This window comes from Hyphomonas sp., assembly GCF_016125515.1.
Taxonomy (GTDB): Bacteria; Pseudomonadota; Alphaproteobacteria; order Caulobacterales; family Hyphomonadaceae; genus Hyphomonas.
In genome coordinates this window covers 328,815-340,497 of record NZ_WGLO01000001.1, presented here as the reverse complement: position 1 = coordinate 340,497, position 11,683 = coordinate 328,815, and the positions used below count along the sequence as shown (strand labels likewise).

The following is an 11,683-nucleotide window of genomic DNA, read 5'->3' as shown; positions in this document are numbered from 1 at the left end:
CCTATTAGATGCGCCCTTCTCGACTATTCGGCTACTTTATTCTATGAAGCCTTCTCATCACCAATGGTGATAATAGAAGAGCTGGCCATGAACCTACGTACCCTCGATCTGAACCTCCTGCCCGTGCTGGAGGCGATCCATACCGAGCGCAGCCTGACACGGGCGAGCGAGAGCCTGCACATCACCCAGCCGGCCGTCAGCAACGCCCTGGCGCGGCTGCGCGCGCACTTCGAGGACCCGCTGTTCGTGCGGGAAGGACGCGGCGTGAAGCCGACTGCGATGGCCGAGGCGCTGATGCCGGCCGTGCGTGATGCACTGGACCGGCTGCGCGCCGGCCTCGAGCCCCGCTCGGCCTTTGCGCCAGAACGCTCGACTCGGGTGTTCAACATCGCAGCGCGCGATGCCGGCGCCTACATGCTGGCCCCGGCATTGGCCCGGCGGCTGGAAAAGGACGCGCCCGGCGTGCGGATCGCCTGGAGCCAGGCGCAGCGTGCGGCGATCTCAACCGAGCTCGCTTCGGGCCGGCTTGACCTTGCCATAGACGTGCCGGACCTGCGCGGCGGTGACATGGAGCGCCAGGACCTGTTCGCCACGCCCTATGTCTGCCTGGTTGCGCAGAACCATCCGCTGGCCCGCGAGACGCTGACGCTGGAACGGTTCGTCAGCCTGCGCCACATCGCTGTGTCGAGCCGCCGCGAGGGGCGCAGCCTGGTGGAGGAAGTCGCCCGCGCGGCCGGCCAGCGCATCACGCCGGTACTGCGAATGCCGCATCACCTGCCCGCCCTGGCTGTGGTGCGCGAGACCCAGCTGGCGCTGGTGGCACCCCGGCCGCTGGCGGGCGAAGCGGGGATCGCGGTGCTGGAGCTGACCTTCGACCTGACCTCCCTGGCGAGCGTTCTCTACTGGCGCCGTGAGAATTCCGAAGACCCGGCGCTGACTTGGCTGCGCGGCGTGCTGGTGGACATTTCCGGCGCGCTGTCGCTCAGCGCCGCCCCCATTCCCACCGGCGCTCAACGGGCCTAGGGTCAGTGGAGTCCAGACCGGGAGTTTGCATGTCCGCACCGCTGCGCCGCCTTTTCCTCCTTGCCCTGTTGCCCGCCGCAGCGCTGGCGGGGTGCCAACCAGACGCCGCGAATGCACCCGCCGCCGCGCCGGTGCCGGAAGTGGCTGAGCTGCCGGACTGCAACGGACCGGGCGCCGAAGCGTTCGGACCTACAGGCGATGCCGATTGCCGCCTGATGGCGCCCGGCGATACAGGCCTCAGCGCGGACGTGCATTATGAAGGCGCCAAGGATGGTCCGCGCGAGCTGAGCCTGACGCTATCTGCCAACGGCACGATCATCCAGACCATCCGGGAGACGACCGAGTTCACCTACAACCTGCCCCTATTCGAGGATCTCGACAGCGACGGCCGGGCCGAAATCCTGGTGCCGCTGATGACCGGTACGGTGAACACGACCTTCGCGGTGTGGCGCGGCAAGGATGGCGAGCCGCAATTCGAACGCGCCGGCGAAGTCGCCGGCATCGATGTGGTGGCCTATGCAGATGGCATGTTCGTCACGCCGGCGCGAACCAGCGCCGCGGCCTGGGGCACAACCTATTACATCTTCGAGGACAACAAGGTGGCTCCGGTCGTCACGGCGGAAAACACACTGGGCGAAGACGGCGAAACCGAAACCTGCAGCGTGGTCGATGAAGGCGGGCTGGCGGAGATCGGCTTGTCGCTGGACGAGGCGCAGGTGAAGTTCTGCGCGGAAGAATGACGCGGCCCGCCTAGGCGCGCCGGTATTCCTCGTCCCGCGCCTGGGCGATCCGTGCCCGGACGGTTTCTGTGTCGTAGCCGAACACTTCCAGCGCGATACGCACCATCTGGAGACCGGACTCGATGGCCTCGGGCACGACATAGTCAGCGCCTGCACTGCTGAGGCGCACCATATGGTCGCCGTCATGCGCACGGGCGAGGATGGTGAGATCCGGGCGAAGTTCCAGCGCAGCGCGCACCATCTGCTCGGCGCGGGCGGCATCGTCCACCGTCACGATCAGCATGGAGGCGGTGTGAATGCCGGCGGCGCGGAGAAATTCCGGGCGCGCGGCATCGGCGACATAGGCGTGGATACCGGCCTCGCGAGCCATGCGGATCTTGTCCGGCTCACGGTCAAGCGCGAGGATAGCGGCTTCTTCCTCGGCAAGCAGGCGCGCAATCGATTGGCCCACACGGCCATAGCCCGCCAGGATGATATGGTCCGTCAGTTCGGACGCATCCATCTGCGGCGGCAGCGGTCCTGGCTGGGTCTTGCTCTGCATCGCGAGGCGCCTTCCATAATGGCCGAGCATCGGCGTGAGCAGCATCGAGAGGCCCGCAACGGCCGAGGCGAAGGTGGCGACGTCTGTAGGGATAGCGCGGCCGGCCTGCGCGGCGGTGAGCACGACGAAGGCGAATTCCCCCGCGGGCGCCAGCAGCAGCGCCGCCTCGATGGATAGGGTGTGCGGGCCGGCGAAAAAGCGGCAAGCCGCATAGGCGATGGCGACCTTCACCGCGACGAGCGCAATCAGCGCCGCCATGACCCAGAGGATATTGCCGGCAATGTCCGGCAGGTTGAGGCTCATGCCGACGGTCATGAAGAACAGGCCCAGCAGCAGACCCTTGAAGGGCTCAAGGTCGACTTCGGTCTGGTGCTTGAACTCGGTCTCGCCGACGAGCAGGCCGGCGAGGAAGGCGCCCAGCGCGAGCGAGAGGCCGGCGCTGTAGGTGATCGCGGCGGCGCCCACGACGGTGAGCAGGGTCAGCGCCATCAGGAAGTCCCGCCCACCGCTGATCGCAGCGAGGTGGAAGACGCGGCCGAGCGCGAAACGGCCGATCACATAGATGACGCCGATAGCGATCAGGCCGCGCACCAGCGCGTCGATCAGCACGCCGGCCATGTTGGCTTCGGATTTCATCGCGGCGAAGCCGACGAAGATCAGGATGGGCGCGACGAGGATATCCTGGAAGAGCAGCACGCCCAGCGTGGCGCGCCCGACCGGCTTGGCCGCGCGTTTGGATTCCACCAGCACCTGCATGACGATGGCGGTGGAAGACAGCGCCAGCGCGAGGCCGAGGATCATCGCGACCGGCAAGTCGAGCCCGAACGCGAAGCCGACGCCGGCGATCGCAATGGCGCTGATGCCCGCCTGCAGGCCGCCCGCCCCGACAACGACGCGGCGCAGCGCCCAGAGCCGGTCGAACGAGAACTCTACACCGAGCAGGAAGAGCAGGAATAGCACGCCGAGCTCGGCAAAGGGCAGCGCCGCTTCCGGAGACGAGATCGAGAAATATTCCAGCACCGGCATGTCCTGCGCGAGGCGGCCGAGCGCAAAGGGGCCGAGCGCCAGGCCCGCAACCATGAAGGCAATCACGGTGGGGATCCGTATGAACCGCATGGCGGGCACGAGGATGCCGGCGGCGATCAGGAAGACGAGCAGGTCCTTGATCAGCGTGGGGCTGGGCCCGTGGGCCACTTCGGCGGCGACGTGATCGATGACCTGTTCCATGCCGCGCGCCCCCTTTCTGATGCTGCGGCCTACCCTAAGCCATCGAAGAGTCCCTTGTCAGCCCCGCCACCTCACACACAGCGTGCCGCCGGCAGCACCGCGCGCTGAGCAGGCAGCGTTGCGGCGGCATGCCCCAAGATCGCCCGCCAGTGCGCAACGCGGCGCAGGATCATGGGGCGCTTTCCTCATGCTGTATGGACAGCTCCGCATCGAGCGCGGCATGCAGCTCGCGGCGAAGATCCTGCTGGCTCTGGATCACGGCGTCTGCGTAAGCCAGGAAGCGGGGCATGTTGTCGAGATAGTCGTTCCGGAAAGCCTGCGATCCGGCCATGGCCGGAAAATCGCAAGCACTCAGATCGCGGTTGATCGGGGAAAGCTGGATGAGGTCTGGATACTTCCGGGACATGACCATCCGGTCGACCTGGATATCGTGGCGCAGCTGGCCGCTCTCATCGATGGCCTGGGCAAACCTTACGATCTGCATGCGGAGCTTCTCGTTCGAAACGAGGAGGATACGACCGGTCGAGATGAGTTCATTGATGGTCGGCGGCAATGTGATGTTGCCGGCATAGATGTGCGACGTGATCACGGCGCGGCAATGGTCTCCCACCGGTTCGAGCACACTGGCCGCCGGCGTACCGAAGACGTTCAGATAGGCGGCGATCTCTTCCATGCGCGTGGCGCGTGCCATGACGTCCGCGCGGTCCCGCTCCTGCTCGTCCACAAGCGCCGAAACCTCCTCATGCAAACGCAGCAGGTATTGCCTTTCCTGCGCCCGCTCGACGCGGGCTGTATTCCAGTTGGCCACCTGTGTGGCAACAAACACACCCGCCACGACGATCAGGAAATCGAGCCCGACGGCAAACCAGTTCTGGGATTTGACGTGCTCTGTCAGCCGGCGCAGGATCATGACTTGATTTCCGCTTCAATCTTTTTTGCGAGCGCGTCCGCTTCGGCGCGCAGGTCACGGATCAGCTTCAGGTGACGGTTGGTGTAGAGCCAATAGTTCTTCGCGCCGGCGAGGAGTTCGGGGTTAGCCTTGAACTGTTCGGTAAGCTGCGCTGGCGGCGTCAGATCCACCGGCGAAATACCGGCAGCCTGCTGGGCGCCAACGAACTGGACGCGGTTGGCCTCCAGAGATTCTTCAAAGTGGAGCACCTTGTCGACATTGGCATAGTAAGTCTGGATCTCGCGGACCAGCGCGGTGTCGCGTAACACGCCGATACCGCCGGTATTGATCAGCGTGTCATAGGTCAGCCGGTTGCCGTCGAGCGGCGTGAAGATAAACATGGCAATGCCGATGGAGTTGGGATCGCCTTCGCCGAAAGCAGGGGAAGCCTCGATCAGGATGCGGCCACGCGCGGAGTCGAATCCGTTCGGCAACGGCGCGCCCGTCGCCTGTTCCAGAAGGAAGGCCATGGCCGACATGCGCAGGCCCGACACGCGGTCGATCTCGTCGAGGTCGTTGATGTCGCTGCGCAGGTCTTCCGCCAGGCTGACGAGATAGACCGCCTCGCGCGCCCGGTCGCTGCGCGCGGCGTTCCAGTTGTTGACCTGCAGGCCAAGGAACACGCCCAGCACAACGATGAACGTTTCCACCGCGACGGTGAACCAGTCCTGGCGACGGAAGGCATCCGAGATGCGGCGCAAGATCATGCCGGCACGCGGAAATGCTGGCGAACCGGGAAGAACAAGCCAATCGGCAAAACACACCCCGTCAAAGCCGGCGCGATCTGCGAAACCGGACAGGCATGATTCAATGACAAGGTCGCCTCCCACCCAAGAGCGTAGGGCGACGCTAGCCGCAAGCGCGCGGCCCGAACAAGCGAATTCGCTTGGCGGGGATCAGAGCTGGACGGTGGGCGCTATGATCTCGGCGATGGGTTTGCGCAGCAGGCGCTTGTTGCCGGCGAAGGCGCCCGAGGGCAGCGCGCCCAGGCGGGCAGCTTCGGCCATCGCTTCGGCGAGCAGCTGATCTGCGGGCACCACCTTGTCGAGGTAGCCCGCCTTTACCGCTTCCTCCGGATCGAACAGCGTGCCGTTGATCACCGACTCGGTCATGTATTGCGGATTTAGGCGCGCCTTGCACAGTTCCAGCGCGAAGACCGGCAGCACCATGTTGATCTGCGTTTCATTGGCTCCGATCTTGTACGGTCCCGGAATACCATAGCGCTTGTCGCTGGCGAGCAGGAGGAAGCAGCCCATCGCGATGCCATGGCCGGTGCACGCAGCAATCACAGGCATCGGCAGCGTGAACAGGCGCAGCGCCAGTGCACCGCCGGACATGACCAGCGTGCGCACCTCATCGGGCGAAGCGCCCATCATCATCTTCAGATCGAACCCGCCGGAAAACCGGTCCGGCCGCCCCATCAGCACGACGGCCTTGGCCTCCTTCTCGGCCGTGTCGAGCGCGGCGTTGAGCGAGGCGACCATGGTCGGGTTGATGGCATTGGCCTTGCCGTCGTCCATGGTGATGAGGGCGATATCGTTCTCGATCTTCAACGTGGCGGTCATGGATGGCTCCTGTAATCGGGCAAGACTGGAGGCGGTGACACCGGGTAAAGCAAGGCCTCGCGCCGCGTCAGCGCTAACCCCTCCGCTCGCGGAAGAAATCTCGCAGGATGTCGCCGGCTTCGACGGCGTTGCTCTCGTCCTGCTCCACGGCCGGACGCCAATGGCAGGTTGGCTGGCTGAAGAATTTCGGGCCGTGCAGAACCCCGCCGCCCTTCGGATCGCTGGCCCCGAAGATGACCTTGCTGATGCGGGCGAAGCTGATCGCGCCAGCACACATCGCGCAGGGTTCAAGCGTGACGTAAAGGTGGAGGCCGGTGAGGCGGTAGTTGCCGAGCTTCGCCGCTGCCGAGCGCAGGGCGATGATCTCGGCATGAGCGGTCGGATCATGTGCCGTGACGGGGGCGTTGGCGCCCTCGCCCACGATCTCGCCGGTCGCGGGATCGATTATGACAGCGCCGACAGGAACTTCACCGGCCGTCGCAGCGGCGCGGGCCAGTTCAAGCGCGCGGGACATGGGCGAAAGCGCTGTGGGCATGGTCACCGTGTAATGTCTTCCCCGTTGGCGAGGAAGTCCTTCATCGCGGCCATCGCGCTGTCAGCCTTCAGGACCGCGTGGAAACCGTGCTGTTCCTCGCGCGTGCCGTCAACCAGGCCCCAGGTCAGCGCGCCGCGCACAAGGCGTTTGGCATGCGCGAGCCCTTCGGCGCCGCGCGCAGCCAGCTCGTCGGCGAGCTTCAAGGCTTCCGCCACGGCATCCGGCGCAACGTCATTGACGAGGCCCAGCTCCCGCGCGCCTTCGGCATCGACCGTCTGCCCCCGGAGGATGAACTCCAGCGCCCGCGCTTCGCCGATCATGCGCGGCAGACGTTGCGTTCCGCCGCCGCCCGGGAAGATGCCGATGCGCGTTTCCGGCAGACCGATCAACGGCACACGGCTTTGCGCGATGCGCAGATCGCACGCGAGGGCGAGTTCAAAGCCGCCACCCATGCAGACGCCGTTGATGGCGGCGATGACGGGCTTCGGCGAGTCGAAGACCGCGCGGATCATGTCGGCAAAGCCGCCGCGCTCGAAGTCTTCGGTCTGCACCTGACCGGCCCGGACCGCTTCGCCGATGGCAACGATTTCGGCTACATCATAGTGGCGCACGAAGACGTCTCCGGTGCCGGTCAGGACGAGGACGCGGATCTCCGGGTCGGCCACTGCGGTATCGATGGCCGCGCGCATCAGGCCTGAGCCTTCGGCGGTCATGTAATGTCGCGGCGGATTGGCATACCGGATAAGACGGGTCGCCCCGTGGGTCTCGACGGTGACATGCGGCATGCGGACCTCCCTGTTTTTCCGGCAGACTGCGCCTGGCGAAGCAGCGTGGCAAGGCTGTGCAACGCGTTCGGCCATGCTAAAGCGCGTGCGATCAACGCCGGAACCACTCGCATGCGCATTATTGCCGGACAGCACAAGGGCCGCGCCCTCAATGCCCCCAAGGGGATGAGCACACGGCCCACCAGCGACCGCACGCGCGAAAGCCTGTTCAACGTGATCGTCCATGCCGAGTGGGCGCCGCCCATCGACGGCGCGCGGGTGATCGACCTGTTCGCAGGCTCCGGGGCGCTCGGCCTGGAAGCGATGAGCAGGGGCGCGGCCTTCTGCCTGTTCGTGGAAACGGACCATGGCGCGCGCGGCGCGATCCGCGACAATATCGAAGCCCTCGGCCTGTTCGGCAACACGCGGCTGCACCGGCGCTCGGCGACAGATCTTGGCGCGAAGCCCGCCGGCCTGGGCGGCCCGTTCACGCTCGCCTTCCTGGACCCGCCCTATCATAAGGATCTCGTCCAACCCGCGCTCGCCTGCCTCGTCCGCGGCAACTGGCTGGCCGAGGACGCACTGGTGATCGTGGAAACAGGCGCCGATGAGGCGCTGATGTTCCCCGGCTGGACGGTGATCGACTCGCGCGACTACGGCGCGGCGAAGGTTAGCTTCTTGAAACAGGCCTGAACGGGTCGATCACGACTCCAGGAACTCCCTCCGGATGTCGAAGCTCGAAGTCTTCGTGCCGACATCCTTGGCACAGGTCTCCAGCCATTTGTCAGCTGCAGTGTGGCCCTTGTCGCGCAGTTCGGTCAGCAGACGCCAGCGCGTGTCATACTTGGTGGCGAGGCTATAATTGATCAGGTCCTGCCCGCCGCGGATCGCGTGGATGTTGAGCCGGCGGTATTTCTTCATCATTGGCTCTTTCAGCATGCCGTCATCGATCAGGCGCTGGACGAAGGCGATGGCGCGCAGCTCACCGATCAGGGAAGCGTTGAAGCTGATCTCGTTGAGGCGCTCCTGGATCTCTGCGGCGCGCTTGGGCGTGCCGGACCGCTCCAGCGGATTGAGCAGAACCAGCAGCACATCTTGCGGCGCGCCGGAATAGATCAGCGGGAAGAGGCTGGGGTTTCCCATATAGCCACCATCCCAGTACGGATGGCCATCAATCTCCACTGCCTGGAAGGCCTGCGGCAGGCAGGCCGAGGCGAGCACGGCATCCGCGTCGATCTCCTCGCGCGCAAACACCCGTACCTTGCCGGTTTCAACATTTGTCGCCGAGACGAACAGCGTGAGCCCGGAAGCGTGCACCGCGCCGAAGTCGATCTCGCCCTCGACGAGCCGGCGCAGCGGATTGAAATTGAACGGGTTGAGATCATAGGGGCTCGCCAGCGACTGCATGGCCGTCGCCATGGCGAAGCCAACCGGGCCGAAGGCACTCATCGCTGAGCCCGCGTCCGATACGCGCCGCCAGAGCGAGGCAAGCTCCTTGCGGGCGCCTTCCGGACCGCCCTTGGCGAGGCCTGCGGCATAGGCCACCGCGTTCAGGGCGCCGGCCGAGGTGGCGGAGATGGCGGTGATCTCCAGGCTCTCTTCTGCGCTCAGCCGGTCCAGCACGCCCCAGGTGTAGGCACCGTGGGCACCGCCGCCCTGCAGGGCGAGGCTGATCTTGCGTCGTTTTCCGTTCGGCTTGGCCATGGGGCGGCGAGGCTCCTTCCGTGAACAGCCTGCCCCTGCTAACGGAGGAAACCCGCCACCGCCACCCCCGCTGAACGGATGCCAGCCTTGCAAGACCCTGCTGCCTCGGCCGCGCGCACCTTAACCATCGAATCGGTCGGCGCGCAGGGCGACGGCCGGGCGCGGGAGAACGGCGCTTTGGTTTCCGTGCCGTTCACCTTGGCCGGCGAGACCGTGCGTGTCGAAGGTGCGGGCGACCGGCTGAAACTGCTGGAGGTCGTCTCGCCGTCACCGGACCGGATCGCGCCCGCGTGCCGGCATTTTGGCGCCTGCGGCGGCTGCACCCTGCAGCACATGGCGTCGGCGCCTTATGCGGAATACAAGCGCGATCTGATCCTCCGTGTACTGAAGGCTAGGGGACTGGAGGCCGAGGTTCCCGCCGCGTGGATTACGCCGCCAGGCTCACGCCGGCGCGCCGCCCTTGCGGCGAAGAAAAGCGGCAAGCAGGTCGTCCTCGGCTTTCATGCCCGCAAGAGCCACGAGCTGATCGCGCTCAACGAATGTCCCGTGCTCCGGCCGGCGATCGTGGCCGCCCTGCCACGATTGCGCGAGATCGCGGGCTTCCTTCTGTCCGGGAAGGACGAGACCGGCCTCCTGGTGACCGAGACGGCGGCGGGGCTCGACCTGCACATCTCGGGCGTTGCCAAGGGTGTGAAGGCGCTGGCCCGGGCCGAGGCGGCAAGCGCCGCGCTGCGGGCCGGGTTTGCCCGCGTGTCCATCGAAGGCGCCGATGTCCTGACTGAGCGCAGGCCCAGCCTGCCGGCCGGTAGCGCCCAGCTCCTGCCGCCGCCGGGCGGCTTCCTGCAGGCCAGTGCCGAAGCCGAGGCGCACATGGCAGAGCTGGTGATCGATCACCTCGGAGACGCGCCCCTCGTGGCTGATCTTTTCTCCGGGTCCGGAACATTTGCGCTGCGCCTTGCGGCAAGGGCCGGCGTGTATGCCGCCGAAGGCAACACAGCGGCCATCGACGCCCTGAAAACCTCGGCCCGCGCTGCGCATGGATTGAAGCCGGTCACGGCGGAAGTGCGCGACCTTTTCCGCAATCCGCTGGCCGCGTCCGAACTGAACCGGTTCGGCGGTATCGTGCTGGATCCGCCGCGCGCCGGCGCTGCTGCGCAAAGCCACGAGATCGCTCGCTCAACCGTGCTGCGCGTGGCGTATGTCTCCTGTGATCCGGCGACACTGGCGCGCGACCTGCGCACTCTGGTCGATGGCGGCTACCGGATCGTCCGTATCCATCCGATCGACCAGTTCCTGTGGTCTGCCCATGTCGAGGCGGTCGCCCTGCTGGAGAAGCCTTCATGACCGACAAACCGCAACCGGCCGTCGGCACAGTCTGTTTCAAGGGCGAGGACGTGCTGCTCATCCGCCGTGGAACCAAGCCGCTGGCCGGCGACTGGTCGATCCCCGGCGGGCGCATCGAATTCGGCGAACGTGCCGAGGCGGCCGCCCTGCGCGAGTTGATGGAGGAGACGGGCGTCCACGCGCGTCTCGTCGGCATCGTGGACGTGGTCGATGCCATCTTCACCTCGCGCACGACCGGCGCTGTAGCCCGCCACTACGTGCTGTTCGATTATGCCGCGGTCTGGATGTCCGGCGATCCGGTCGCGGGCGACGATGCCGACCATGCCGAATGGATCCCGCCGGATCGCCTCGCAGCGTTGCCGATCTGGGACGAGACGAGACGGATCATCGCGGCGGCGCGGGAGATGGTTTCCAAGTCCGCCTCTTGACCCGCCCTAACGTCAGCCCGACTAAGCTGTCGTCAAAGCTAACATTCAGGGAGAGAAGCGCTCATGACCTACAAACCGTTCGACCTTTCAGGAAAGGTCTGCGTCGTGACCGGCGGCAACAAGGGTATCGGCCTCGGCATGGTGGAGGCGCTGGCCGCCTCGAACGCTGATGTCGTGATCTGGGGCCGCAAGGCCGCTGACAATGACGCCGCCGTGAAGAAAGCCTCCGGCCTCGGCACCGGCAAGGTGAAGGCCTGGGTCGTCGATGTCGGCGAGGAAGACCAGGTGGTGAAGGCCATGAAAGAAGCCGAGGAAGAGTTCAAGCGCATCGACTGCTGCATCGCCAATGCCGGCGTGGGCCGGGGCGCGGCATCGTTCGAGACGATGACGCTGGAAACCTGGCGCTACAACGAACGCATCAACGCGGAAGGCGCCTTCTTCACCCTGCGCGAGGCCGCCAAGTCGATGGTGGCACGCGCCAAGGCGGGCGATCTGGGCGGCAGCCTGGTCGGCACGGCCTCGCTGGCCGGCATCGAAGGCGCTGGCCGCAACCAGGCCTATGCCCACACCAAGGGCGGCCTGATCGCCATGATGAACGCCATCGCGGTGGAGTATGGCCGCTACAACATCCGGGCGAACTCGATCCTGCCCGGCTGGATTGCAACGGACATGACCGAAGGCGCCCAGGGCAACGACGCCTTCGCCACGAAAGTCATCACCCGCGTCCCGATTCGCCGTTGGGGCGAGCCGGCCGACTTCGGCGGCATCGCGGTCTACCTGGCCTCGGACGCCTCGAAATACCATTCCGGCGACACGCTGGTCGTCGATGGCGGCTACGCCAAGTTCTAGGCGCCAGCTGCCTG

The 11,683-nt window shown here is 66.0% G+C and carries 13 protein-coding genes; 6 read left to right on the top strand and 7 right to left on the bottom strand.

The window, feature by feature from the left end; translation table 11 throughout:
- Positions 1 to 87: 87 nt before the first annotated feature.
- Positions 88 to 1,023, top strand: coding sequence for a LysR family transcriptional regulator (locus GC148_RS01600; protein ID WP_291068276.1), 936 nt, complete (start codon positions 88 to 90; stop codon positions 1,021 to 1,023).
- 29 nt (positions 1,024 to 1,052) lie between these two features.
- A complete protein-coding gene (locus GC148_RS01595) occupies positions 1,053 to 1,763 on the top strand; it encodes a hypothetical protein (RefSeq protein WP_291068275.1) in 711 nt (236 codons plus the stop codon).
- A gap of 10 nt (positions 1,764 to 1,773) precedes the next feature.
- Here the strand turns inward: GC148_RS01595 and GC148_RS01590 are convergent, their stop codons facing one another.
- From GC148_RS01590 to GC148_RS01565, 6 genes are all read right to left on the bottom strand, one after another.
- The gene (locus GC148_RS01590) at positions 1,774 to 3,531 is read right to left on the bottom strand and encodes a cation:proton antiporter (RefSeq protein WP_291068274.1); all 1,758 of its coding nucleotides are present in this window, start codon (positions 3,529 to 3,531) and stop codon (positions 1,774 to 1,776) included.
- Positions 3,532 to 3,700: 169 nt separating this feature from the next.
- The gene (locus tag GC148_RS01585) at positions 3,701 to 4,441 is read right to left on the bottom strand and encodes a hypothetical protein (RefSeq protein ID WP_291068273.1); all 741 of its coding nucleotides are present in this window, start codon (positions 4,439 to 4,441) and stop codon (positions 3,701 to 3,703) included.
- Complete coding sequence (locus GC148_RS01580) at positions 4,438 to 5,187, bottom strand: DUF6090 family protein (RefSeq protein WP_291068272.1); 750 nt, start codon at positions 5,185 to 5,187, stop codon at positions 4,438 to 4,440. The genes GC148_RS01585 and GC148_RS01580 overlap by 4 nt, the downstream gene beginning before the upstream one ends.
- Positions 5,188 to 5,376: 189 nt before the next feature.
- Entirely contained in the window at positions 5,377 to 6,045 is a 669-nt protein-coding gene (locus GC148_RS01575) for a crotonase/enoyl-CoA hydratase family protein (protein WP_291068271.1), read from the bottom strand.
- 73 nt (positions 6,046 to 6,118) lie between these two features.
- Positions 6,119 to 6,580: a nucleoside deaminase gene (locus tag GC148_RS01570; RefSeq protein WP_291068270.1), complete on the bottom strand. Its 462-nt coding sequence runs from the start codon at positions 6,578 to 6,580 to the stop codon at positions 6,119 to 6,121.
- 2 nt (positions 6,581 to 6,582) lie between these two features.
- The gene (locus GC148_RS01565; RefSeq protein WP_291068269.1) at positions 6,583 to 7,365 is read right to left on the bottom strand and encodes an enoyl-CoA hydratase/isomerase family protein; all 783 of its coding nucleotides are present in this window, start codon (positions 7,363 to 7,365) and stop codon (positions 6,583 to 6,585) included.
- Here GC148_RS01565 and rsmD point away from each other — a divergent pair.
- Positions 7,297 to 8,037: a 16S rRNA (guanine(966)-N(2))-methyltransferase RsmD gene (rsmD, locus tag GC148_RS01560; RefSeq protein ID WP_366062858.1), complete on the top strand. Its 741-nt coding sequence runs from the start codon at positions 7,297 to 7,299 to the stop codon at positions 8,035 to 8,037. The two genes, GC148_RS01565 and rsmD, sit on opposite strands and share 69 nt — an antisense overlap.
- A 9-nt stretch (positions 8,038 to 8,046) precedes the next feature.
- Here the strand turns inward: rsmD and GC148_RS01555 are convergent, their stop codons facing one another.
- A complete protein-coding gene (locus GC148_RS01555; RefSeq protein WP_291068268.1) occupies positions 8,047 to 9,048 on the bottom strand; it encodes a patatin-like phospholipase family protein in 1,002 nt (333 codons plus the stop codon).
- Positions 9,049 to 9,135: 87 nt separating this feature from the next.
- Here GC148_RS01555 and GC148_RS01550 point away from each other — a divergent pair, with 87 nt between their 5' ends.
- The 3 genes from GC148_RS01550 to GC148_RS01540 all read left to right on the top strand — a co-directional run bounded on the left by GC148_RS01550 (position 9,136) and on the right by GC148_RS01540 (position 11,669).
- Positions 9,136 to 10,392: a class I SAM-dependent RNA methyltransferase gene (locus tag GC148_RS01550; protein ID WP_291068267.1), complete on the top strand. Its 1,257-nt coding sequence runs from the start codon at positions 9,136 to 9,138 to the stop codon at positions 10,390 to 10,392.
- Positions 10,389 to 10,820, top strand: a complete 432-nt coding sequence (locus GC148_RS01545; protein WP_291068266.1) for an NUDIX hydrolase — start codon at positions 10,389 to 10,391, stop codon at positions 10,818 to 10,820. Before GC148_RS01550 ends, GC148_RS01545 begins: the two co-directional genes overlap by 4 nt.
- Before the next feature lie 63 nt (positions 10,821 to 10,883).
- Positions 10,884 to 11,669, top strand: a complete 786-nt coding sequence (locus tag GC148_RS01540) for an SDR family oxidoreductase (protein ID WP_291068265.1) — start codon at positions 10,884 to 10,886, stop codon at positions 11,667 to 11,669.
- Positions 11,670 to 11,683: the final 14 nt, after the last annotated feature.

What these genes read in the sequence shown, in the direction of transcription:
- GC148_RS01545 (WP_291068266.1), top strand. Translation starts at nt 10,389, where the DNA reads ATGACCGACAAACCGCAACCGGCCGTCGGCACAGTCTGTTTCAAGGGC.
- GC148_RS01580 (WP_291068272.1), bottom strand. Translation starts at nt 5,187, where the DNA reads ATGATCTTGCGCCGCATCTCGGATGCCTTCCGTCGCCAGGACTGGTTC.
- GC148_RS01600 (WP_291068276.1), top strand. Translation starts at nt 88, where the DNA reads ATGAACCTACGTACCCTCGATCTGAACCTCCTGCCCGTGCTGGAGGCG.
- GC148_RS01565 (WP_291068269.1), bottom strand. Translation starts at nt 7,365, where the DNA reads ATGCCGCATGTCACCGTCGAGACCCACGGGGCGACCCGTCTTATCCGG.
- GC148_RS01575 (WP_291068271.1), bottom strand. Translation starts at nt 6,045, where the DNA reads ATGACCGCCACGTTGAAGATCGAGAACGATATCGCCCTCATCACCATG.
- GC148_RS01540 (WP_291068265.1), top strand. Translation starts at nt 10,884, where the DNA reads ATGACCTACAAACCGTTCGACCTTTCAGGAAAGGTCTGCGTCGTGACC.
- GC148_RS01555 (WP_291068268.1), bottom strand. Translation starts at nt 9,048, where the DNA reads ATGGCCAAGCCGAACGGAAAACGACGCAAGATCAGCCTCGCCCTGCAG.
- GC148_RS01585 (WP_291068273.1), bottom strand. Translation starts at nt 4,441, where the DNA reads ATGATCCTGCGCCGGCTGACAGAGCACGTCAAATCCCAGAACTGGTTT.
- rsmD (WP_366062858.1), top strand. Translation starts at nt 7,297, where the DNA reads ATGTCGCGGCGGATTGGCATACCGGATAAGACGGGTCGCCCCGTGGGT.
- GC148_RS01570 (WP_291068270.1), bottom strand. Translation starts at nt 6,580, where the DNA reads ATGCCCACAGCGCTTTCGCCCATGTCCCGCGCGCTTGAACTGGCCCGC.
- GC148_RS01595 (WP_291068275.1), top strand. Translation starts at nt 1,053, where the DNA reads ATGTCCGCACCGCTGCGCCGCCTTTTCCTCCTTGCCCTGTTGCCCGCC.
- GC148_RS01590 (WP_291068274.1), bottom strand. Translation starts at nt 3,531, where the DNA reads ATGGAACAGGTCATCGATCACGTCGCCGCCGAAGTGGCCCACGGGCCC.